This is a genomic window from Dactylosporangium sp. NPDC000244, assembly GCF_040300725.1.
Classification (GTDB): domain Bacteria; phylum Actinomycetota; class Actinomycetes; order Mycobacteriales; family Micromonosporaceae; genus Dactylosporangium.
On the sequence record NZ_JBEPEH010000022.1, the window covers coordinates 148,636 to 171,252 of the forward strand.

Consider the following 22,617-nt stretch of genomic DNA (forward strand, 5'->3'; position numbering starts at 1 on the left):
GACATAACTGCGGGCACGCCCCGACAATCCAGCACCGCCGAGCCGGCATCGGCGACGCCGAGCACCGGCGGTCACCCCGCAACGCTCACCTGGAAGCGAGTCCCGAAGGCCACAGCAACCGGCGCGGTGCCTACGGCTATTTGACTGCGCCCATGGTCAGACCCGAGGACAGCAGCCGCAGGCTGGCCACGTACACCACGAGCACAGGCACCGCGGAGACGACGGCGAATGCCATCATCGCCGGCCAGTCGGCGCCGTAGGCACCGGACTGCACCGCGATCAGTGACGACAGTGGGTACCGCTCGGGCGAGAGCATGAACGTCATGCCATAGAGGAACTCGCCCCACGAGACGAGGAAGATCACCGAGGACACGGTGAGGATCCCGTTTCGCGCGAGCGGCAGCGCCACCGACCAGAACGTGCGGATCGTGGAGCCACCGTCGACGCGTGCGGCCTCTTCGATGGCGGTCGGGATCTGCCCGAAGAACGGGCGCAGCAGCAGGATCGCCCAGGGAAGGAACATAGCCGCGTCCGCGAGCACAAGGCCGAACGTCGTATCGAGCAGTCCCCACTTCGACAGCAGCCAGAACAACGGGATGAGATTCGCGGTCTGCGGCACCATCTGCAGGACGACGAGCAGGACGAGCGCCGGCACGACGATCGCGCTTCGCGTTCGGGCGAGCGCGTACGCGGCGGGCGTCGCGAATGCGAGGCAGACGGCCGTCGTGCCGATCGCCACGATCGCCGACTGACGAAGCGCGGCACCGAGCGCCGGATCAGCGATGGCGGCACGATACGCGTCGAGCGTCGGATGGAACGCGATCGAAGCCTGACTCGACAGCACCTCGCCCTGGCTCTTGAGCGACGTGAGGACGATCCACAGCAACGGAAGCCCGTAGAGCAGATAGAGCACGGAGCGCAACGAGAAGGCGATTGGCTCGCGGCGGCGGCGGATCATGCCTCCCCCTCGGTTCGGCGGACGTCGCGGGAGTAGACCAGCGCAAGCACGACGACAACGGCGAGAGCAATGAGCGCCGTGGCAGCCCCCCGTCCGTAGTCGAGCGTCAAGAACGCTTCGGAGTACGCAAGGAACGGCAGCGTCGTGGATGCCGTCCCCGGTCCGCCGGACGTCATCACGTAGATGAAGTCGAAGCTGCGGAAGGCGTAGACGATCGTCAGGATGGTGAGGACGGTCGCCGCGGTGCGGCCCGCGGCATCAGGACATGCCACACCCGCTTCCAGGGCCGCGCCCCATCGAGTTCCGCGGCCTCGAGCACCTGCGGGTCGACGCCGAGCAGTGCCGCGCGCAGGACGAGTGCGTTGAACGGTACAACTGCCCAGGCGTTGACCAGCGCGACCGACCACAGGGCGAACCTGGAGTCGTAGAGGAACCCCACCCCGTGGCCGCCCAGGGCTCGAAGGACCTGGTTGACCAGGCCCTGGTCGGCCAGGAGGAACTTCCAGATCGATCCGTTGACGACCGGCGGCAACGCCCAGACGAACACCATCAGACCGAGCAGGAAGGAGCCACCGCGGGTCGAGGACAGGACGGCGACCGCGACCAGGAAGCCGCCGACCATCCCGATCGCGGTCACGATGAGGACGAACGCCAACGTGTTGGCCAAGACCTGACCGAAGTCAGGCTCGCGCAGCATCGCCGCGTAGTTGCCGAGACCGACGAAGTCCCACTCGGCGTTGAGGGTCGCCGCGCTCACCGCGTGCAGGCTCATGCTGCCGAGCTGTACGAGCGGCCAGACGGCCAGCGCGAGCAACAGGGCACCTGCGGGAGTCGCCAAGGCAATACGGCGGTCGACGGTGCGGCCGTGGCGCCGGCCTCTCCGCGCCCGTGCGGGTGCGGAGAGGCCGGCGACGGTCGTGCTCGTCGGCGTGGACACCGGGGGCACGCTCGAACTCATGCGCTCTCAGCCCTTCAGCAGGGGCTTGAGCTGGTCGATCAGCTCGTTGGCGAGTTGATCCGGCTTGCCCTGACCCGAGATCGCCTTGGACCAGGAGTTGCCGACGAGCGTCTCGACTTTGTCGACGTTCTTGGACGGCACCTGCGGGCTCGGCGACGGGCGGCCCTGCTGCTGCACGATCTTGCCGAACACGCTCAGGATCGGGTCGCCGCTGATCTTCGCGGACGCGGCGGCGTCGGCGCGCGCCGGGATCGAGCCGAACGCGTCGAGCAGCGTGAGCTCGCCGTCAACCGAGAAGAGCGCGTCCTCGAGGAACTGCTTCGCCAGATCGGGGTGCTTCGAGAACGCCCCGACGTTCTGCACCTCACCGCCCAGCAGGACGCCGCCCTGCGACGTGATCGGCAGAGGCGCGACGCCGTACTTGAACTTGGCCTGGGCCGCGGCCGCGATCTGCCAGTTGCCGTTGACCGCGAACACCGACGAGCCCGCCGCGAACTGCTGGAACGGGACCACCTGGTCCCACGCCGCCGCCTCCTTGGACAGGTACCCCTTGGCGATCCAGTCCTGGAGCATCGCGTACGTCTGCGCCATGGGCGCGGCCTGAGCGTTGCCGTAGGTGAACCCGTTCGACGTGAACCAGGGGAAGCCCTGCCACTGGCTCTCCAGCCCCGGCTTGCCGGTGAGCGTGATGCCCTGCTTGCCGGCCTTGACGGCCTTCGCCATCACGTCCTCGAGCTCGGGGATCGAGGCGGGAACCTGGGCGCCGAGCTGGTCGAGGAGGTCCTTGTTGTACCAGAGGCCCAGCAGGTTGACGTAGCCCTGGACGCCGTACAGCTTCCCGTCGATCTTCTGCAGCACGCCGTCGGGGAACTGCTTGGCGTCGGAGTACGCGGCCCACCAGTCGTCCATCGGCTTGATCGCGCCGGCCTGCGCCAGCGGGTAGGTGCCCGAGGCGCCGAAGACCAGCACGTCGGGCCCCGTCTTGGCGCCCGCGGCGGTGACTGCCTTCGTCGTCATCTGCTCGACCGGCACGTACTGGAACTGGACGTGGACGCCGGGGTGCTTGGCCTCGAACGCGGTCGCGAGCCGCTGCAGGCCCTGCACCTGTCCGTCGGTGTTGTAGTAATGCCAGACCGTCAGCGTGGTCGAGCCGCCGGCGGTACCTTCACTGCCCGGACTGCCGGACGAGCAGGCCGCCAGGCTAAGCGTTGCGGCCCCGACCAGCGCGACGAGCGCGCGGGCGAGGCGTGCGTTCCTCATGAGCTGTCTTCCCCCTGTCGCCATTGACCGTGCGGCAGCGCCGCCGAGCCCGGGATTGTTTCATCGATGAAACGACCCTGTTAGGGCAGTGACTTTGCACGCCGAAAAGGGTTTCGTCAAGCACGTACCGTCAACTGGCCCCCGACCAGCGTTCACGTTGACGCTGCCACTTCTGTCGCCTAATTTCATCGATGAACAAACGAGAGAGGTAGATCGTCGACGTGGATGACCACACCCCCGCCGCGCCCGTGAGGCTCCGGCTGGCCCGCCGAATCGGCACTGCGAACCCGCGCCTGTTCGGCTCGTTCGTCGAGCACCTGGGCCGCGGCGTCTACGGCGGGCTGTACGCCCCCGACGACCCGTCCGCGACGACTGAGGGCTTCCGCGGCGACGTGCTCGAGCTCGTCCGCGAACTCGGCGTCACCGTGGTGCGCTACCCCGGCGGGAATTTCGTCTCGGGCTACGAGTGGCGCGACGGCGTCGGCCCGCGAGACGCCCGCCCGCGCCGCCTCGACCTCGCTTGGAAGACCATCGAGCCGAACACCTTCGGCACCGACGAGTTCGTGGCATGGTGCCGGCACGCCGGCGTCGAGCCGATGCTCGCGCTCAACCTCGGCCTCGGCGACGCACGCTCGGCGCTCGACCTGCTCGAGTACGCCAACCACCCGGGCGGCACGACGCTCTCCGACGCTCGCGTCGCCAACGGCTCACCCAAGCCGCACGACGTGCGCCTGTGGTGCCTCGGCAACGAGGCCGACGGCCCGTGGCAGCTCGGCCACCGCTCCGCCGCCGCCTACGCCGAGCGCGCGGCCGTGACCGCCGCCGCGATGCGCCGGTTCGACCCCGCGCTCGAGCTCGTCGTCGTCGGCAGCTCGCACGAGCGGATGCCCACGTTCGGCGCATGGGAGCGCGAAGTGTTGACGCGAACGATCGGTCTCGTCGACCACCTGTCGTGCCACATCTACTTCTACGACGAGGGCGACCGCGCGCGGTTCCTGCGCTCGTCGGATGCGCTCGACAGGTTCCTCGACGACATCGCCGCGACCATCGCGCACGTGCGGGCCGCGACGCGCAGCGAGCGCGAGGTCACGATCAGCCTCGACGAGTGGAACGTGTGGAACTACACGTCGTACGACGAGATCGAGCCGCAGCGCGTGTTCGAGGAGGCGCCGCGCATCCTCGAGGAGCAGTACACGCTCGCCGACGCGGTCGTGGTCGGCACGCTGCTGCAAAGCATCCTGCGCCACGCGGACGTCGTCGCCATCGCCGCGATGGCGCAGCTCGTCAACGTGATCGGCCCGATCCGCGCCGAGCCCGGCCGGCCCGCCTGGCGGCAGACCACGTTCCACCCGTTCGCCGCCGTCGCCCGCAGCGCGGGCCACACCGTGCTCGACACCTCGGCGGACACGACGGGCGGCGCCGACGCGACGTGCGTCGTGACCGTCGCTCCCGGCGGCGACCACGCGCTCGTCCACCTGGCCAACCGTTCGACGACCACGGTCACCGACATCGCGCTCGACCTGCGCGAGCTGGCCCCCCGCTCCGTCGAGCACGCGGAGCTGTTGTGGGCGCCGGACCCAGCGGCGGCAAACACGGTCGACGACCCCGACGCCGTCGTGCCGCGGCCGCTGGACGCGCGGCTCGACAACGGGACGCTCGCGCTTCGGCTGCCGCCTGTATCGTGGGCCACTGTCCGCGTCGGCTGCGCAACCGGAAGTAGGTGAGCAGATGGCACGCAAGGACGAGAGCGTCACCATGGCCGACGTCGGCGCCCGCGCCGGCGTCACGGCCCGGACCGTGTCCAACGTGCTCTCCGGGCACACGTCGGTCCGGCCCGAGACCCGTGACCGCGTGCTGCGCGCTGTCGACGAACTCGGCTACCGCCTGAACACCTCGGCGCGCAGCCTGCGTACCGGGCGAACCGGCACGATCACGCTCGCCATCCCTGACCTGAAGATCGACTACTTCACCGACCTCGCCTGGCGCATCATGGCGGAGGCCGAGCGGCACGACTGGACCGTCGTCATCCAGCAGACCGGTGCACGCCGCGAAAACGAGATCGCCATCCTCTCAGGCGCACGCCGCCAGCACTCCGACGGCTTGATCTTCCAGCCCCACGCGCTCGGGCCCGGCGACGAGCGGTACCTCACGGGCAACGACCGGCTCGTCATCCTGGGCGAGCGGATCTTCCGCGGACCCGTCGACCACGTCACCATGGCCAACACCGAGGCGGCCCAGCTCGCGACGCAATACCTCGTCGACCGCGGCCACCGGCGGATCGCGGCGATCGGCGCGAACCCGCGCGTCGCCACCACGTCGGCCGCGTCGCTGCGCCTCGAGGCATTCCGCGACACGCTCGCCAAGAACGACCTGCCGGTGCCCGCCGAGTACGTCGTCACCGCCGAAGAATGGCACCTGCGCGACGGCGCTGCCGGCATGGCGCGTCTCCTCGGCCTGCCGCAGCCGCCGGATGCGGTCTTCTGCTTCAACGACACGATGGCGTTCGGCGCGCTCCACACGCTCGCTGCCCGCGGTGTGCGCGTGCCCGACGACGTGGCCGTCATCGGATTCGACAACGTGGCGATGGCGGAGTTCACCACGCCGCCGCTCACGACGATCGAGCCGGGCACCGCGCAGGTCGCCAAGCAGGCCGTGGACATGCTCGCAGCACGCGTCGCCGGCCGCGGCACGCCGCCGACCGAAGTGTTCACGGATTGCTCGCTCGTGGTGCGCAGGTCGGCCTGACCACCGCTCATCAGCCGGAGACCAGCGGGAAGCCGGTCCAGTGGCGGCCGTCGGCCGACTGATACAGGGCGCGGCCGCCGCCCGTGGACGTGATGGGGTCGCCCGCGCGGGTCCAGCTCTTGCCGGCCGGGCGCTGGTACACGTACACCCGATGCGAGACGGCGTCGTCGACGGCCGCGTAGAGCGTCGAGCCGTCCGCGCTGCGAGCAGTACCGACGGCGCCAACGCCACCAGGTCCAGCGGTTCGTTGACGCCGCGCCCGGTCCAGGTCCGGCCGGCGTCGTCGGTCCCGAAGAGCGTGTCGCCGACGACGGCGTAGGCGTGCTGCCGGGTCGGCCACGCCCGCCCAGGCCACCTTCGCGCCGGCCGCGGACGGGGACGGCGATCCGCCGACGGGCGGCGGGCCGGAGCGGTGCTCGGGCCACCACGCGATCGCGGCCACCAGCGCGCCAGCACGGGGACCAGGGCGAGCGTGGTGGTGAGCGCCGTGCGGCGGCGGTGCCGTGCACGCCCGGCGTCGAACAGCGCGTCGGCGTCGGCCCGCGGCGCGGGTGCGGGCGCGCCCGCGAGATCGTCGAGCAGGTGCCTCAGCTCCGGAGTGCGCGGATGCGTTGCCCGGCCCGGCAAGGTTTTCTCAGCCCTTCCGGGCCTTCGCGTCGGCGGCGGCGAGGGCAGCGCGGATCGCCTCCCGGGCGCCGGGCTCCCACGGACCGGAGGCGGCCAGGGGGATCTCGGTCATGAACCGGCGCTCGGGCTCCGGGATCAGCGCGACGACGCGGTCCGGGTCGGTGGCGGCGGTGGCGTAGAGGTTCGGGCCGTCGGCGTAGAACAGGTCGGCCACGACCAGGCGACCGTCGGCGGCGCGCATGACGTTGTCGGGGTTGGTGTCCAGCGGACCGCACCAGGGCAGCTCCCGCCGCGCCCGGGCGTGCACCCGGCGCACGACGTCGACCAGGCCGGCGACGTGCGGGGCCCGCTCGGCGATCGCCCGGTGGAACGCGGCGGCCTCGTCCGCGGGCACCGGTCGCAGCCACTCGAGCAGCTGCAGGTCGCCGCCGCCGGCCAGGCGGCGGTGCGCGAACAGGGCCGGGACCTGGCGGGTGGGTGCCGCCTCCCGGTACAGCGCCGCCGCGTACGGGCCGGTGGGGTCGAACGGGCTGATCCGGGCCGCGGCGGTGCCGTCCGGTGCGCGCAGGGCGATCGCCCAGTCGCCGGCGCCACACGGGGTCCATCCGGCTTCGAGCAGTGCCGCCTCGGCGTCGCGGTGGTCGGCGTGGGGGCCGACCACCGCGAGCGCCTCGTGCGCCTCGTGTGGCGACGGGCCGAGGGAAGCGCGGGAGCTGATTGCGCCAGAGCTCCGCTCGCGCGGAGTTCCCGAATCGAACGGAAAAGAAGGAAGCTCCCGCATGGCCTCGGCTGTCGCCAGTCTACTCGGGGATCAGCTCGGTGAGCCGGTCCAGGGTGAACACCTGCGACCCCTCCGGGAGGTCGTCGGGCGCGTGGATGCCGATGTACGTCACCGGCTCGTCCGGCACCTCACCGTCCCACATCCTCACGGCGGTCCGCGTGGCGAGGAGGTCGACGAGGTACGACACGGTCAGGTACTGCCGCTCCACGAGTGCCCGCACCCGGTCGGCGACGGTGAGCGTGTTGTCCTCCACCTGGTTGAACGCCGGCATGCCGGGCAGGTACAGGTGCAGCCACACGGCCTCCCAGCCCCGCTTGCCCTGGGCGAAGACCATCGGCAGCGCGACCCGGCCCGGGCCGCGCAGGTCCGAGCGGGCGCGCACGGTGCGGGCGTCGAACGGGGCGCCGTGCTGGTCCTTCGCGCGGGTCTGGTAGCCGAACATCGACTCGGCGACGTCGTCGAACGACTCCCCCGCGTAGATGTACACCTGCGGCGCGACGTACCGCACCGTGGTCTTCGACAACGGCATGTCGATGAACTCGGTCGCGCCGTCGGTCGCGTCGGTGATGTCGCCGGAGTGCACGAGACCGCCGCCGCGGTAGTTCGTCCACGACACCTGGCCCGCCGGGTGGAACTCGGCGTCGAGCATCTGGACCGACAGGTCGTAGTCGGTGCGGCGCGCGGTCTGCCGCCAGTACATGAAGAACCGCAGCAGCTCGCCCGAGACCACCGATCGCGACCCCCGCGGCAGCACCGCGAACCCGCCCTCGGCCGCCCGGCCGGACAACGGCAGCGCGACGTCGAGGACCTCCGGGTCGACCAGCAGCGGGTGCTGCAGCTCCGGCAGCCGGGCGAGGATCTCGGTGTCGAGCCGCGACGACAGCTCGGCCACGAGCCCGGCCGGCAGCGTCGGGCGGGTGTCGCGGGCCACCCAGGCGCCCCGCGAGCGGTTCGCGAACATCCGGGCCGACACCGGCGTCAGCCGGTTGCCGACGTGCTCCCGCAGCGAGCACAGCACGCGGCCCGACGCCGAGCCGAGCGCGGCTGAGACCGCCTCGACCACGGCCGAGCGCTGCGCCGCCGGGGCGATCCGCAGCAGCCGGTCCGCGGAGCGCAGCAGCAGGCCCGGCGCGGCCGAGAGCACCGTCGCCGCCGGGGCGACGGCACCGGCCCGGATCGCCGCCTCCGCGCGACCGGCGATGCCGGGCACCTTCCGCTCGCCGCGGGCGACCGTGAACACCGCCTGGGCGTGCGGCCACTGGCCGTACTCGTGCGGATGCAGCCGCTCGCCGAGCCGCTTCCACGGCTCCGAGAACCGCGCGACGTCCCCGAGCTTGGCCGGGCTCGCGCCGACGACCTCGTCCAGCGCCGCCAGCAGGACCCGCCGCTCCCGGCGCGGGAACGCCCGGAACCTGGTGACCGTCCCCAGCGAGGCGTCCCCGCCGGAGACGTGGCAGGCCAGCCGCAGCACGTCGGTGGTCGTGTCGACGGCGACCAGCGGCCGGCCGAGCACGAGGCGGACCCCGTTGAGCACGGCCCGGTTCTCCCGCATCGGGATCGCGTCCGGCTGCTCGCCGTCCACGCAGGCCACCGCGAGCTCGCCGAGGATCGCGAGGTCGGCCTCGCCGAGCGGCACGGTGCTGCCGGCCAGGGCCAGGTAGAGCCGCGCCGCCTCCACCTCGGCCGTGTCGCCGAGGTGCAGCACGGTGAGCCGGTCGCCGGCCGCCGCGACGAACTCGTCGTGCGCGGCCAGGAGATCGGCGTACGTGTGCTGGTAGGTGCCGTAGCCGGGCAGCTCGAGCAGGTTCAGCCGGCCGTCGGCGAGCGCCGTCCCGCCGCCCGCGAGTACCGCCGCCGCCAGCCGCTCCATCCAGAAGTCCACGGTGTCCGGCACGCCGTCGGGGAAGGTGAGGAAGTACGCGTTGTGCCGCACGTGGTCGCCGACGAGCTCGCGGACCGCGGACACGGCCGCGGCGGCAAGGTCCATCGCCGGGCCGTGCGCGAGGCCGCCGACGTGCTCCAGCAGCGCCCGCGACGCCGAGAACCCGGCATCGAGCAGCGCCGCGTCGAGCTGCCGCGCCACGGCCGCGCCGTCGCCGGCCGCGCCGGTGCTCGCGGGCACCCGCAGCGTCTTGCTGACAATCAGCTTCTCGAGCACGCGCTCCTCCGTCCCGCGGTCGCCCGGACCTCCTGACTACGTGGGTCGCCGGGGACTCGAACCCCGAACCCTTCGGTCCAATAAGGAGAAGGAAGCACCTCCATGGCCGCGAGGGGCGGTGGGCGGACGTGCTGACCAGCCGAATGCTCTACCAATTGAGCTAGCGACCCAACGGCGACGATCGTCGCACGGGCCGGCGCAACCGAGCCAACGAGTTTCGGGTCCGCCTGACGGATCCTGAAGCCACACGCCCGCCGCGGTCACAGATCGGTCAACGGCGCGCCCGATAGCGCAGGTGAAGCACCCGGTTGCCCTGCATCACCACGTCGGGGTCCTCCAGCAGGTGCTGCGCGTCGACCGACCCGAAGTAGCGCTTGCCGGACCCGAACACGACGGGCACGACGTCCATGCGCACCTCGTCGACCAGGCCCGCGGCAAGCACCTGGCCACCGACGTCGCCGGCGGCGACCTCGACCGTGCGGTCACCCGCGAGCTCCTGCGCCTTGGCCACGGCTGCCTCGACGCCGTCGACGAAGTGGAACGGCGCCTCGGGGTCCCAGCCCTCGGGCTCCGGCCGGTGCGTCACGACGACCACGTGGTCGATCCCGCTCGGAGGCTTCCCGTCCCAGCCGTCCGTCATGTCGAAGACGTGGCGGCCGCAGATTGTCACCCCGATCTGGTCCCAGTACGGCCGGGTGTAGTCGTAGGACGTCTGCGACACCTTCACCGCGCCGCTCTCGTCCAACGGGACGTCACCGCTGGACAACCAGTCGAACAGCGGTCCGGGCTGGTCATGCTCGTCCGCGATGAACCCGTCCACCGACACCGAGCCGTACATGACCACCTTGCCCACGTGCCTCTCCTCTGCCTTGGCGTGCCCCCAAACTAGCGTGTCGTGAGCCGTCGCTCTTGTAAGAAATCAATCGGCCGGCAGCGGCCAGCCCTCCATCACGTGGCCGGGATGTTCGCGCAGGAACCGCCGCCGGACCTCGACGTACCGGGTCGGCGTGAGCCCGGTGAACGCCCGGAACTCGTGGCCGAAGTGGGCCTGGTCGAAGTAGCCCGCGCCACCGGCGAGCTCGCCCCAGTCGATCGGTCCGGCGGGGTCGATCGCGAACACGGTGGCGGCGAAGCGGTAGGTGCGGGCCAGCCGCTTCGGCGTGACGCCGATGAGCTCCTTGAACCGCTGTGTCAGGTGCGTGCTGCTGACACCGGCTGCCACGCTCAGGTCGCCGATCGCCACCGCCCCGCTGGTCGCCGCGATGACGCTGCTCGCATGGCGGACCAGCCCCAGGCCCGCGGACTCGCGCAGCCGGCGCATCAGCTCCTCCTCGAGCAGCGTCAGCATCGCGTGCGGGCCGTCCGCCGTGGCCAGCCGGTCTCGCAGCTCAGCGGTGGCGGGCCGGCCCCAAGCCTGCTCCAGCGTCACCGGCCGGTCGCACAGCTCGGCCGCGGGCATCGGCAGGAACGGCGCCAGCCCCCACGGCTTGATGTGCACGCCGACGGACCGGGTCGGGACCGGGTAGCCGAATTCCAATGCGCGGGTGGGCGTGGTGACCACGCAGCCGTCGGCGTAGTCGGCCGTCTCGATGTCGGTGCCGGCGCGGATGCGCAACGGCGCCCCGAGGTTGACGATGAGCAACGCCGCCGGCATCGGCGGCAGCATCAGCCGGGCGTACGGCGGCGCACCCTCCAGGTAGTACAGGTCGTCGATCAGCGCGTCCAGCGGCGGTCGCGGCACTCTGGACACGTACTCCACGTGCACAACAATACCGCCGGCGATGCATGCACGAGCCTCCTTGACTCAGGCGGTCGAGGAGCTCAGGGACCGGGACCCGCTCGCCAGAATGGTGGCGATCAGGGCCTTCACCGCCGGCCGCTGCTCGGCCCGCGGGTTGGCCAGCAGCACGAGGTCGATGGTGCCGAGCTCCGGGAGGCGGTGCGCCGGGCCGAGCACGGTGAGCTGGGGCGGGACCAGGCTCGCGGCCAAGCAGGACACGCCGATGCCGGCCGCCACGCCGGCGATGAGTCCGTTGACGCCGCGGCAGACGCACGCGCTGCGGTACGGCATCTGCGCCCGATGCAACGCCTTGCGCATCTCGTCGCGCGACACGCTCGGCGCGGCGTACACCACCAGCGGGATCGGCCGCGTCAGGTCGAGCCTCGTGGCGGGCGTGCCGACCCAGACGAGCCGGTCGCGCTTCACGAGCTGACCGCGCCCGTCGCCCGGCGGCCGCTTGCCGACGAGCACGTCAAGCTTGTCACTCTCCATCCACTCGTGCAGCACCCGGCTCTGCTCGACGGTCAGGTAGAAGTCGACCATCGGGTTGTCGCGCCGGAACTCCCACAGGATCTGCGGCAGCCGGGTCAGGGCGAGGTCGTCGGACATCCCGATGCGCAGGCGGCCGCGGGGGCGGGAGCCGGTGAAGTACGCGGCCGCCTGCTCGTGCGCGGCGAGGATGGTGCGCGCGAAGCCGATCATCGCCTCGCCGTCGGCGGTGAGTGCCACGGTGTGCGTGGTGCGGTGCACGAGGGTGCGGCCGACCTGCTCCTCCAGGCGGCGGATGTGCTGGCTGACCGTCGGCTGGCGGATCCGCAGCCGATCCGCGGCCTGGGTGAAGCTGCCGGTCTGCTCGACCGCGAGGAGCGTGGCGAGCAACTGCGGGTCATACAGGGCGGCCATAGCGAATGACTATAACTGTGAGTCAGGTTATCGGGGTTCCCTATGTTGGTGACCTCGGGAAGGGTTGAGGCCGTGACCACGGCCTCCGCCGTTTTGAGCCCGACCCCGTTCACCGCTCTACGATTCCGCGGCTACCGCATCTATCTCACCGGACAGACCCTCGCCAACACCGGCGCCTGGATGGGCAGCATCGCGCTGGACTGGCTGGCGCTGCGACTCACGGACAGCCCCGCCGCCGTCGGCGTCACGATGGCCCTGCAGTTCCTGCCCATCCTGTTTTTGGGGGTGCACGGCGGCCTGCTCGCCGACCGGTACCCGAAGCGCCGCACGCTGCTCATCACCCAGTCGGTCAACGCCGTCCTCACCGCCACGCTGGCCGCGCTCACCATCGCCGGTGCCGTACGCATCGGGCACGTGTTCGCGTTTGCCCTGCTCACCGGGCTCGTCTACGCGGTCGACGCGCCGACCCGGCAGGTGTTCGCGAACGAGGCGGTGCCGCCCAGCCACCTGCGCGGGGCGGTCGCCCTCAACGCGTCGGTGTTCCAGGCCACCCGGCTCGTCGGGCCGGCGGTCGCGAGCGTGCTCATCGGCACGGCCGGCATCGGCTGGGCGTTCGCGGGCAACGCGCTGTGCTACATCGGGCCGACGATCGCCCTGCTGCGATTACGCCCGGCCGACCTGACCCCCGCGCCGCCGGCCGGGCGCGAGCCGCGCGCGTTCCGCACCGCGGCACACTACGTGCGCGAGCGGCCGCGGGTGCTGTGGACCATCGTCCTGGTCGGCGTCGTCGGCACCTTCGGCCTGAACTTCCCGATCGTGCTCACCGCGATCGCGACCGAGTCGTTCGGGGGCGCCGCCGGCCTCTACGGGCTGTTCAACATCGTCCTGGCCGTCGGGTCCGCGCTGGGTGCGCTCGTCGCCGGAGCCGCCGTCTCCACCGGCCTGCGGCGCATCCTGCTGTACGGCGGGCTCTTCGGCGCCGTCCAGCTGCTCGCCGCGGCCGCGCCGAACCTGCCGGTGTTCCTGCCGCTGCTGGCCGCGCTCGGATTCGTGAACCTCGCGTTCCAGGCGCTGGCGAACGCCTCCGTCCAGCTCTGGGTCGACCCGGCGATGCGCGGCCGCGTGATGGGGCTCTACATGCTGGTGTTCACCGGCGGTACGCCGTTCGGCGCGCCCGTCATCGGGGCGCTCACCAACGCCTTCGGGGCCCGCGCCGGGATGGCCGTCTGCGGACTCGTCCCGGCCGCCGCGGTGGTGGCGATCGTGCTCATCAACCGCAACGGCGTCAGTCCGGCGGGCGAATCAGCTGCGCGTTGACCACCACCGCGGGGTCCACGCCGAGGTTGGCCTGGGGCTGCGTGTCCTCCTGGTGGCGCCGGGCCAGGATCGCGGCCCCGGGCCCGTCGCCCTGCTCGATGGCCCGGATCAGTTCGGCGTGGCTCTCGATGCTGCGCCGGGTGGCCTCGGTCCCCGGCAGCTCGCCCTCGCGGACCGTGCGGGCGGCCCACTCCTCCTCGTGCGCGTACCACAACCCCTCGAGCATCCCCACGAGCAGCTCGAAGGTCTGGTTCCCGCAGTTGCGCACCAGCGCCTCGTGGAACTCCTTCATGCAGGCCACGAACTTGGCGAAGTCGCCGAGCGAGGCCTCGGTGCGCTGGTGGATCTCGCGCAGGGCCGGCACCACGGTCTCCATGCGGTCCGGGCGGGTCGCGCACATCTCCGCGCACATCGGGTCGAGGCGCCGCACGGCCAGGCCCAGGTCGTGCACGCTGACGCTGCGGCCCTGCAGCACGAGCCCGAAGACGTAGCCGGCCCGCTCCAGCTGCGGCGGATGCACCTCGGCGCCGCCCCGGTTGCCGCGGCGGATGGTGATGAGCCCCTCGGTCTCCAGCGTGCGCATGGCCTCGCGGACCGACGGCATGCTGACGCGATACTCCTCGAACAGCTCGTCCTGCTTCAGCAGCCCGTTGTCCGTGGTCAGCTCCCCGCGCAGGATCCGGTCGCGCAGCTCGTCGGCGAGCCGCTCCCCGACCCGGCGGCGCAGCTGCAGCGGGCCCTTCGCGCCACGGTCCGGGGCCGGGTCCCCCACCATCTCCGCCTCACTCATGCTCGCACCTCGACGTCGGCCAACACGGCCCGGAAGCCGGCCACATTGGCGAGCTTGATGGTCTCATACCCGCGTACGGCGTCCGGGGCCCGCGCCACCGTGAGGCAGCGGTCCCGGTCGGCGTCGCGGAGCGCGGCCAGCATCGCATCCGTGTACTCGCCGGGCAGCGCTTGCTCGACCCGGCGCACCTCGGCCCGGCCGAACGGGTCGAACGCCGTGCCGCGCACCGATCGCATCGACCGCAGCACCCCGAACACGGGCCGGATCCACCGGCCGAGCGCGAGCTTGTGACGCAGACCGAGCGCCCGCAGAAACGGCGGATGGATGTGGTACCGCACCCCGGCGCCATGATCGGCCTTCAGGTGCAGCCGCGCCACCTCGTACTCGTCCTTGTACGCCAGCAGTTTGAACAGGTACCGGGCGAACTCCTCGGACACCGCGTCCGTCCCGAACCGGCCGGCCTCGGCCGCCGCGACCTCCCGCACGGCGTCGACGTACCGCGCGGCGAGCCCGGCGTGCTGGTAGTCGACGAGCTCGGCCGCGCGCGGTTCGGCGATCGCCCGCACGGCCGCCGGCAGCCCGGCCGCGTCGAGCAGCCGAGCGGCGGCCGCCCGGGCCGGCGCCGACGGATCGAGCCCGGCCGCGACCGCGGGAGCCTCGACCGCGGTGGGCGAGACCACGTGGCGGCGCCCGGCCCGGAAGGCGGCGATGTTGTCCTCGACCGCGACGCCGTTGAGCCGCAGCGCCTCCTCGATCGAGGCGGCCGACAGCGGCAGCGCCCCTTCCTGGTACGCCACCCCGAGCAGCAGGATGTTGGCGGTGGTCTCGTCGCCGAGCAGGGTCCGGCTGAGCCCGGCGGCGTCGACCGCGGTGGTGCGCCCGGCCGCGGCCCGGATGCGCTCCAGCAGCTCCCCGGCCGGCGGGAGAGCCTTCGCCGGGTTCGTCACCACCGCCGAGGTGGGCGTGAGCGAGGAGGCGACGACGGCGACGGTCCGCTGCGGATCGGTGCGCGCGAGGTGCTGGGGCGCGGCCCCGCTGAGCGCGTCGAACACCAGGTAGAGGTCGGCCTGGCCGTCGGAGACCGCGGCGGTGCGGGCGTCGACCGGGGCCGCGCCGAGCTGCAGGTGGGACACGACGGCGCCGGCCTTCTGGCTCATCCCGGTCTGGTCGAGCCCGGCCGTGTGCAGGCCGTCGAGCAGCGCCGCGGTGGCGAGGACCTGGTTGACGGTGACGACACCGGTGCCGCCGATGCCGACCAGGTAGATGCCGTAGGTCCGGGCGCCGATCGACGCCTTGCCCGCCGGCTCGGCCAGGGGCGCGTCCGGGTCCGCGCGCCGGGGCCGAGGGGGGCGCCTGGTCGCGGGCGCGGCCGAGCGGACGGTGACGAAGGACGGGCAGTCGCCGTCGAGGCAGCTGAAGTCCGAGTTGCACGACGTCTGATGGATTCGGGTCTTGCGGCCGAGCTCGGTGTCGACCGGCTGGACGGAGAGGCAGTTGCTCTTGACGCCGCAGTCGCCGCAGCCCTCGCAGACCCGCTCGTCGATGATGACGCGGCGCTCGGGGCGGGGCAGCCGGCCGGAGCGGCGCATCCGCCGGGCCTCGGCCGCGCACACCTGGTCGTAGACGAGCACGGTGACGCCGTCGACCGCGGCGAGCTGCTCCTGCGCGGCCATCAGCTCGTCGCGGGGCCGCACGACGGTGCCCGGGGCCAGATCGCGCACGCCGCGGTAGCGGGCGGGGTCGTCGGCGACCACGACGATCCGCTTGACGCCCTCGGCCGCCAGCTCGCGGGTGAGCGCGGGGACCGGCATCCCGCCCGCGATCGGCTGGCCGCCGGTCATCGCGACGTAGCCGTTGAACAGTATCTTGAAGGTGATGTTCACCCCGGCCGCGACGCAGGCGCGCACCGCGAGCAGGCCCGAGTGCGAGAACGTCCCGTCGCCGAGGTTCTGGAAGACGTGCCCCGTGCTCGCGAAGGGGGAAATGCCGATCCAGGGCACGCCCTCCGAGCCCATCGGCACCACGGGCAGCTTCTCGTTCGAGGCGAGCCGCGGGTCGAAGTAGAACATGCCGTGGCAGCCGACGCCGCCGCCGATGACGGCTCCGGCGGGCAGGACGGTGGAGCGGTTGTGGGGGCAGCCGCTGCAGTACGCCGAGGTGCGCGTCAGCAGCGGCAGGGCGATCGGCCCCCGCGACGGCGCCGCGGCCCGGACCGGCTCGGGCAGGCCGAGCTCGCGGCGCAGGATCGGCTTGAGCCGGTCGACGCCGAGCTCGCCGTGGGCCGGCACGAGCAGCCGGCCGGCGCGGTCGCGCTTGCCCACCACGACCGGGCGGTGCGGGGTCGGATACAGCGCGCCGCGGATCGCCGACTCGATGAAGTCGCGCTTCTCCTCCACGACCACGATGTGCTCGAGGCCGTCGGCGAAGCGCTCCACGACGGCCGGGTCGAGCGGGTAGATCATGCCGAGCTTCAGCAGGCGGATGCCCCGCTCGCGCAGGTCGGCGTCGTCCAGGCCGGCGTCGGTGAGCACCTGCCGGACGTCGTAGTACGTCTTGCCGGCGGCGACGATCCCGATCCGGGCGCTGCCGGCCGTGGCCCCCTCGATGCGGTTGAGGCCGTTGGCGGCGGCGAAGGCGACGGCCGCGAGGTGGCGGCGCTCGAGCAGGTCCCGCTCCCGGTCGACGAGGATCGTGGGGACCATGTCGAGCCGCTGCCGGTGCTCCCACGGCTCGCCGTCGATCTCCAGCGCCGGGCGCAGCAGGGACAGCCGGTCGGGGGCCAGGTTCACCGACCCGACCGAGTCGGCCACGTTGGTCACCACCTTCAGCCCGACCCAGCAGCCGGAGTACCGCGACAGCTCGAGCCCGATCACGCCGAAGTCGAGCAGCTCCTGGGTGGAGCCGGGCACCAGCACCGGCATGAGCGCGTCGTAGAAGGCGGTCTCGCTCTGGTTCGGCAGCGACGAGGACTTGGCCGCCGGGTCGTCCCCGGCGACCGCGATCACGCCGCCGAGCGGGTGCACGCCGAACTGGTTGGCGTGCTTGAACGCGTCGCCGCAGCGGTCGACGCCCGGGGATTTGCCGTACCAGAGCCCGAAGACGCCCTGCAGCCCGTCCCGGAACCCGCCCGGCGCGGGCTGCTGGGTGCCGAACACGACGGCGGCCGCGAGCTCCTCGTTCACGCCGGGCACGTGCCGGATGCCCTCGGCTGCGAGGGTCTCGGCCGCCCGGTGCAGGGTGAGGTCCAGGCCGCCCAGCGGCGAGCCGGGGTAGCCGGAGGCGAGGCCCCCGGTGCGCAGCCCGGCCGCCCGGTCCATCCGGTGGCGGTCCAGCAGGATGCGCGTGATCGCCTGGGTGCCGGTGAGGACGACGGTGCCGTCGTCGGCGTCGTAGCGGTCCGCCAGCCGGTAGCCGGCGCGCCGGCCGGGCGGCGTCGCTGTGCCGGCCGCTTCGGGCTCGACCATGTCGGGCTCAACCACTTCGGTCATGGATGTCTCGGGCCCTTCGTTGCGGGGGATGGTCGACGTCGCGTCACGCGGGCTCGGCGGGTGCGCGGGGCACCCGGGCCGCGGCGGACGGGTCGCGCGGGTCCTTGTAGAGCAGGATGGTGCAGGCGCCGCCGTCGAGGCCGGACGGGCACCGGTTGACCGGCCAGGGCGCGCCGAGCCGCTCCCGGGCCATCTCCACGTGCCAGATCGGCACGTGGGTGCGGTAGATGGTGGTCGGCCGCCCGCCCCAGGCGACCCGGTGCTCGTCGCCGACGACGGCGAGGCCGAGCCCGGCCCCGAACCGGCCGTCGAGGACCTGCCGGGCGCACGTGCCGCACGGGTCCTGCACGATGGTGAACTTCTCGTCGTCCTCGGTGACCTCGAGGTCGGTGAAGTGGCCCTGCAGCAGGCGGACCAGGTTCACCAGGCGCTCGCCCGGGGGCCGGTCGATGTCCGCCATGAGGCCGCGCAGGGCGTCCTCGCCCCGGCGCCGGTGGAACGCCTCGAGCTCGTCGGGGCCCCACTCGGCGTACACCTGGGAGAGCAGGGCGGACAGCCAGTCCCGCAGCACGTCGATGACCGAGCGCCACTCGGCCTCCCGGCGGTCGAAGACGGCCAGCGCCCCGTCGGCGTCGCCCCGGGCCGCGGCCGCGGCGACCTCGTCGGCCATCGGGGCCGGCAGGTCGTCCCGCACCGGCTCGACGCCGGGATAGGCGGCGAAGAAGGTCAAGGTCCGACCGGTCAGAAGTCGCAGGCCCGCGCGGCCGTGGCGCTCGGCGGCGGTGCCGAGGATCGTCGTGACCCAGTCGAGGTAGCGCTCGCGCTGGCCACGGTGCTCCCGCTCGAGCCACGTCAGCTCGTCGCGCAGGCCGGACACGTCCGGCGCGGCGAGCAGGCGCCGCAGACGGGCCCGCGGCGACCGGGACAGCTCCCGCAGCGCCGCATCCGTGAACACCCGCACCTCGACCACCTCCCTTGACGCTAAGGGTATAACCTTATAACCTTCGCGCTGTGATGCACAACACACCCCAGGCGAATGGCGACGCGGAGCACTCGACGCTCCGGGTCCACGTCGACGGCGGGGTCGCGTGGGTCGAGCTGCACCGCCCCGAGGTGCTGAACGCCTTCAACGACACGATGCTGCGGGAGCTCGCCGGCCTCTGGACGCGGCTGCGGATCGACGACGAGGTCCGGGCCGTCGTCGTCACGGGCGCCGGCGACCGAGCCTTCTGCACCGGGTACGACCGCGCCGGCCTGGACTCCTCCGACGGCCTCGACTCCTCCGACGGCCGGGTTCCCGACGGCGACACCGACGATGAGGCCGCCCTGCTCACGGCGAGCAGCCCGTTCCTGCGCGCCGACGTCGGCGACTTCCTCGGCCCCAAGTCGTGCGGCCTGTGGAAGCCGGTCGTCGCCGCGGTCAACGGCATCGCCTGCGGCGGCGCCTTCTACCTGCTCGGCGAGGCCGACATCATCATCGCCGCCGACACCGCCACGTTCTTCGACCCGCACACCACGTTCGGCATGCCGGCCGTGTTCGAGCCGCTGCACCTGCTGCGCCGGATGCCGCTGGGCGAGGTGCTGCGGCTGGCCCTGCTCGGGTCGGCGGAGCGGATGTCGGCCCGGCGGGCGCACGAGGTCGGCCTGGTCTCCGAGGTCGTGCCCGGCGATCGACTGCGGGACGCCGCCGCGGCGGTCGCCGGGATTATCGCCGCGCTGCCGCCCCTCGCGGTGCAGGCGACCCTGCGCTCCATCTGGATCGGCTCGGAGATGGCCCCCGGCCAGGCCCTCGGCGTCGCGCACGCGCTGGTCGCCGCCGGCACCGACCCGGCCGCCCTCGCCGCCGGCCAGCAGACCTTCCGCTCCGGCGACCGGCCCCGGTGGCGGCTGCGATGATGGACTTCTCCCTCTCCACGGACCAGCTCGACCTGCGCTCGGGCCTCACCGCGCTGCTCGCCGGCCACTCCACCCCGCAGCGGGTCCGGGCCGCCGAGCCGCTCGGCTTCGACCCGGCGCTGTGGGCCGTGCTCGGCGACTTCGGCTTCCCCCACCTGGCGAGCGCCCGCGAGGCGACCCCGGCCGGGCTGGCCGACCTCGCCGTCGCCGCCCGGGCCGCCGGGGCCGCGCTCGCCTCCGCCCCGCTGGTGGAGACCCTGGTCGCGACCCGGCTGCTCGACCGCCTCGGCCGCGCCGACCTCACCGGCCTGGTCACGTTCGCGCCCCGCCCGGCCGCGGCCGGCGTCGCCCGGACGGCGCCCTGGGCCGCGGTCGCCGACCGGGTGCTCGCCTGGCACGACGGGCGGCTCGTGGCCTCGGCGCCCGGCGCCGGCGTCGACGCCCCGAAGCAGACCCTGGCCGGGCTGGCCCTCGGCCACGTCGACCTCACCGGCGCGACGGTGCTCGCGTCCGGGGCGGACGCGACCGAGGCGTTCGCGGACGCCCTCGCCGACTGGCGGGTGCTCACCGCCGCCACCCTCGCCGGCATCGGGGCCGCGGGGCTGCGCCTCGGCGTCGACTACGCCAAGACCCGCCACCAGTTCGGCCGCCCGATCGGCTCGTTCCAGGCCCTCGCCCACCAGCTCGCCGACGCGGCGGCCCTCGTGGACGGGGCCGAGCTGCTGGTGCTGGAGGCGGCGTGGGCGGGCGACACCGGCAGCGGGCGCCGCCGCGGGCTGGCCGCGATGGCGGCCGCGTTCGCCGGGCGGGCCGCGCGCCGGGCCACCGACCGGAGCCTGCACGCGCACGGCGGCTACGGGTACACGATGGAGTACGACATCCAGCTGTACTTCCGCCGCGCCAAGGCCCTCGACCTCCTCGGCGGCGGCGAGCGCGCGGCCGTCGACGCCGTCGTGGACCTCGCCTTGCACGACATCGACGACGCCGACGAGGGGCGGGGCTGATGGACTTCGAGCTTTCCCCGGCGCAGCAGCGGTTCCGGGCCGAGGTGCGCGCGTTCCTGGCCGCGCTGCCGGAGTCGACCTCGGCCGCCGTGCACGACTCCGGCACCCTGCACAGCTGGGACGTGCACCGCGCGATGACCGAGCGCGGCTGGCTCGCCGCGGCCTGGCCGGTCGAGCAGGGCGGGCAGGGCCGGGACCCCTTCGAGATGGCGACGCTGAACGAGGAGTTCGCCCGGGCCGGCATCCCGATCGAGGGCTGGCTCATCTCCGAGCTGGTCGCCAAGACCCTGCAGATCGTCGGCACCGAGCAGCAGAAGCGCGAGGTAATCCCGGCCATCCTGAGCGGCGCGGCCCTCATGAGCCTCGGCTACTCGGAGCCGGACTCGGGCTCCGACGTCGCCGCCGCCCGCACCCGCGCGACCCGCGACGGCGACGGCTGGGTCATCGACGGCCAGAAGATGTTCACCACCATGGCGCACGAGGCGAGCCACGTGTTCCTGCTCGCCCGGACCAACCCGGACGTGCCCAAGCACCGCGGCCTGACCATGTTCCTGGTGCCGCTGGACGCCGACGGCGTCGAGATCCGGCCGGTGCCGACCCTCGGCGGCGAGCGCACCAACGCCACCTTCTACGAGCGGGTCCGCGTCCCCGACAGCGCCCGCGTCGGCGAGGTCGACGGCGGGTGGGACGTCATGATGGTGGCCCTCGCGTTCGAGCGGCAGCCGGCCGCCGCCGGGCACCTGCTGCACCTGGTCGAGCGGGCCGTCGCCTGGGCCCGCACGCCCGGTGCGGACGGGCATCCGCCCATCGAGCGGCCCGAGGTCCGCGCCGCGCTGGCCCGGGCCTGCACCGACCTCGAGGTGAGCCGGCTCATGGGCTACCGGATGACCTGGCTCACCGCCCGCGACGTCCTGCCGCACACCGAGGGCTCGCTGGCGAAGCTGTTCAGCTCGGAGGCGCTCATGCGGGCCGCGGCGTCCTTCGAGGATGTGCTCGGCGCGGACGGGCTGCTCGCCGGGCACGGCAGCGGGGCACCGGCCGACGGCTGGATCGAGCACGAGTTCCGGCACTCGGTCGTGACCACGATCTACGCCGGCACCAGCGAGATCCAGCGCGGCATCATCGCCGAGCGCCACCTCGGCCTCCCCCGGAGCCGGGCATGAGCGCCGAGGACGAGGTCACCCGCACCGTCGAGGACGGCGTGGCCCGGATCGTCTTCAACCGGCCGGAGAAGCGCAACGCGCTCGGGCCGCCGCAGCGGGAACGGGTCATCGCGTTCCTGGCCGAGGCGGGCGCGGCCGTGGAGGTGCGGGCGATCGTGCTCGCGGCCGTCGGCCGGGCCTTCTGCGCGGGCGGCGACCTCAGCGGAACCGGCGCCGCGAAGGCCAAGGTCGTCGGCGGCACCGGGCCCGGCGTGCGCAGCGCCCAGGCGCTCATCGCTGCCGTGCTCGACTGCCCCAAGCCGGTCGTCGCCGCCGTCAACGGTGTCGCCGCGGGCATGGGCGCCCAGCTCGCCCTCGCCGCCGACTTCGTGGTGGCCTCGAGCCGGGCCCGGTTCGCCGAGCTGTTCATCACCCGCGGGATCGTGCCCGACGCCGGGGCCGCGTACCTGCTCCCCCGCATCCTCGGGCTGCACACGGCGAAGCGGCTGCTGCTGCTCGGCGGCGACCTGTCCGTTGCGGACGCCGAGCGGCTCGGGATCGTGCACCAAGTGGTCGAGCCCGACGAGCTCGACGCGGCCGCCGGCGCCCTCGCGGCCCGGCTCGCCGCCGGGCCGACCGTCGCCATCGGCCTGGCGAAACGCCTGCTGAACCAGTCGCTGGACTCGGACCGGGTCGCGGCGTTCGACCGGGAGGAGATGGCCGTGGCCATGAACGTGTGGACCGAGGACAGCGCCGAGGGGCTGCGCAGCTTCGCCGAGAAGCGCGACCCCGTCTTCCGGGGGTGGTGAG

General features: G+C 73.0%; 20 protein-coding genes and 1 tRNA gene. 7 read left to right on the forward strand and 14 right to left on the reverse strand.

What is annotated here, in order from left to right:
• Window positions 1-136 precede the first annotated feature (136 nt).
• The 4 genes from ABT369_RS30140 to ABT369_RS30155 all read right to left on the reverse strand — a co-directional run bounded on the left by ABT369_RS30140 (window position 137) and on the right by ABT369_RS30155 (window position 3,176).
• Entirely contained in the window at window positions 137-958 is an 822-nt protein-coding gene (locus ABT369_RS30140; protein ID WP_350616998.1) for a carbohydrate ABC transporter permease, read from the reverse strand.
• The gene (locus ABT369_RS30145; RefSeq protein ID WP_350617000.1) at window positions 955-1,230 is read right to left on the reverse strand and encodes a hypothetical protein; all 276 of its coding nucleotides are present in this window, start codon (window positions 1,228-1,230) and stop codon (window positions 955-957) included. The genes ABT369_RS30140 and ABT369_RS30145 overlap by 4 nt, the downstream gene beginning before the upstream one ends.
• Window positions 1,176-1,772 carry a carbohydrate ABC transporter permease gene (locus tag ABT369_RS30150; protein ID WP_350617001.1) on the reverse strand — a complete coding sequence of 199 codons (597 nt, stop codon included), beginning with the start codon at window positions 1,770-1,772 and terminating at the stop codon, window positions 1,176-1,178. Before ABT369_RS30150 ends, ABT369_RS30145 begins: the two co-directional genes overlap by 55 nt.
• Window positions 1,773-1,922: 150 nt before the next feature.
• Complete coding sequence (locus tag ABT369_RS30155; RefSeq protein WP_350617003.1) at window positions 1,923-3,176, reverse strand: sugar ABC transporter substrate-binding protein; 1,254 nt, start codon at window positions 3,174-3,176, stop codon at window positions 1,923-1,925.
• Between the two features lie 221 nt (window positions 3,177-3,397).
• Here ABT369_RS30155 and ABT369_RS30160 point away from each other — a divergent pair, with 221 nt between their 5' ends.
• Together ABT369_RS30160 and ABT369_RS30165 are read left to right on the forward strand one after the other, a co-directional pair.
• Complete coding sequence (locus ABT369_RS30160) at window positions 3,398-4,900, forward strand: alpha-N-arabinofuranosidase (RefSeq protein WP_350617004.1); 1,503 nt, start codon at window positions 3,398-3,400, stop codon at window positions 4,898-4,900.
• A 4-nt stretch (window positions 4,901-4,904) separates the two neighbouring features.
• Window positions 4,905-5,921, forward strand: coding sequence for a LacI family DNA-binding transcriptional regulator (locus ABT369_RS30165; RefSeq protein ID WP_350617006.1), 1,017 nt, complete (start codon window positions 4,905-4,907; stop codon window positions 5,919-5,921).
• Between the two features lie 10 nt (window positions 5,922-5,931).
• On the opposite strand, the gene ABT369_RS30170 is transcribed toward ABT369_RS30165, so the two are convergent.
• The 7 genes from ABT369_RS30170 to ABT369_RS30200 all read right to left on the reverse strand — a co-directional run bounded on the left by ABT369_RS30170 (window position 5,932) and on the right by ABT369_RS30200 (window position 12,170).
• Window positions 5,932-6,363 (reverse strand): hypothetical protein, encoded by a 432-nt coding sequence (locus tag ABT369_RS30170; protein WP_350617008.1) that lies wholly within the window; start codon window positions 6,361-6,363, stop codon window positions 5,932-5,934.
• A 192-nt stretch (window positions 6,364-6,555) separates the two neighbouring features.
• Complete coding sequence (locus tag ABT369_RS30175; protein WP_350617010.1) at window positions 6,556-7,209, reverse strand: hypothetical protein; 654 nt, start codon at window positions 7,207-7,209, stop codon at window positions 6,556-6,558.
• Between the two features lie 139 nt (window positions 7,210-7,348).
• Window positions 7,349-9,487, reverse strand: a complete 2,139-nt coding sequence (locus ABT369_RS30180; protein ID WP_350617012.1) for a TerD family protein — start codon at window positions 9,485-9,487, stop codon at window positions 7,349-7,351.
• Between the two features lie 41 nt (window positions 9,488-9,528).
• A tRNA-OTHER gene (locus ABT369_RS30185) sits at window positions 9,529-9,657 on the reverse strand.
• Between the two features lie 101 nt (window positions 9,658-9,758).
• Window positions 9,759-10,340, reverse strand: coding sequence for a dihydrofolate reductase family protein (locus ABT369_RS30190; RefSeq protein ID WP_350617014.1), 582 nt, complete (start codon window positions 10,338-10,340; stop codon window positions 9,759-9,761).
• A 66-nt stretch (window positions 10,341-10,406) separates the two neighbouring features.
• Window positions 10,407-11,246, reverse strand: coding sequence for a helix-turn-helix domain-containing protein (locus tag ABT369_RS30195; protein ID WP_350617016.1), 840 nt, complete (start codon window positions 11,244-11,246; stop codon window positions 10,407-10,409).
• 45 nt (window positions 11,247-11,291) lie between these two features.
• Window positions 11,292-12,170, reverse strand: coding sequence for a LysR family transcriptional regulator (locus ABT369_RS30200; protein WP_350617017.1), 879 nt, complete (start codon window positions 12,168-12,170; stop codon window positions 11,292-11,294).
• 72 nt (window positions 12,171-12,242) lie between these two features.
• Here ABT369_RS30200 and ABT369_RS30205 point away from each other — a divergent pair, with 72 nt between their 5' ends.
• Complete coding sequence (locus ABT369_RS30205) at window positions 12,243-13,487, forward strand: MFS transporter (RefSeq protein ID WP_350617018.1); 1,245 nt, start codon at window positions 12,243-12,245, stop codon at window positions 13,485-13,487.
• Here the strand turns inward: ABT369_RS30205 and ABT369_RS30210 are convergent.
• From ABT369_RS30210 to ABT369_RS30220, 3 genes are read right to left on the reverse strand one after another with little or no spacing between them, the layout of a single operon-like run.
• Complete coding sequence (locus ABT369_RS30210) at window positions 13,456-14,277, reverse strand: FadR/GntR family transcriptional regulator (RefSeq protein ID WP_350617020.1); 822 nt, start codon at window positions 14,275-14,277, stop codon at window positions 13,456-13,458. The two genes, ABT369_RS30205 and ABT369_RS30210, sit on opposite strands and share 32 nt — an antisense overlap.
• A complete protein-coding gene (locus tag ABT369_RS30215) occupies window positions 14,274-17,765 on the reverse strand; it encodes an indolepyruvate ferredoxin oxidoreductase family protein (RefSeq protein ID WP_350617022.1) in 3,492 nt (1,163 codons plus the stop codon). The genes ABT369_RS30210 and ABT369_RS30215 overlap by 4 nt, the downstream gene beginning before the upstream one ends.
• A 43-nt stretch (window positions 17,766-17,808) precedes the next feature.
• Window positions 17,809-18,735: a hypothetical protein gene (locus tag ABT369_RS30220; RefSeq protein WP_350617024.1), complete on the reverse strand. Its 927-nt coding sequence runs from the start codon at window positions 18,733-18,735 to the stop codon at window positions 17,809-17,811.
• Between the two features lie 44 nt (window positions 18,736-18,779).
• Here ABT369_RS30220 and ABT369_RS30225 point away from each other — a divergent pair, with 44 nt between their 5' ends.
• From ABT369_RS30225 to ABT369_RS30240, 4 genes are read left to right on the forward strand one after another with little or no spacing between them, the layout of a single operon-like run.
• Entirely contained in the window at window positions 18,780-19,661 is an 882-nt protein-coding gene (locus tag ABT369_RS30225) for an enoyl-CoA hydratase/isomerase family protein (RefSeq protein WP_350617112.1), read from the forward strand.
• The gene (locus ABT369_RS30230) at window positions 19,658-20,665 is read left to right on the forward strand and encodes an acyl-CoA dehydrogenase family protein (protein ID WP_350617025.1); all 1,008 of its coding nucleotides are present in this window, start codon (window positions 19,658-19,660) and stop codon (window positions 20,663-20,665) included. The genes ABT369_RS30225 and ABT369_RS30230 overlap by 4 nt, the downstream gene beginning before the upstream one ends.
• On the forward strand, window positions 20,665-21,828 hold the full coding sequence (locus ABT369_RS30235) for an acyl-CoA dehydrogenase family protein (RefSeq protein WP_350617027.1): 1,164 nt from the start codon (window positions 20,665-20,667) through the stop codon (window positions 21,826-21,828). The genes ABT369_RS30230 and ABT369_RS30235 overlap by 1 nt, the downstream gene beginning before the upstream one ends.
• Window positions 21,825-22,616 (forward strand): enoyl-CoA hydratase/isomerase family protein, encoded by a 792-nt coding sequence (locus ABT369_RS30240; protein WP_350617029.1) that lies wholly within the window; start codon window positions 21,825-21,827, stop codon window positions 22,614-22,616. The genes ABT369_RS30235 and ABT369_RS30240 overlap by 4 nt, the downstream gene beginning before the upstream one ends.
• Window position 22,617: the final 1 nt, after the last annotated feature.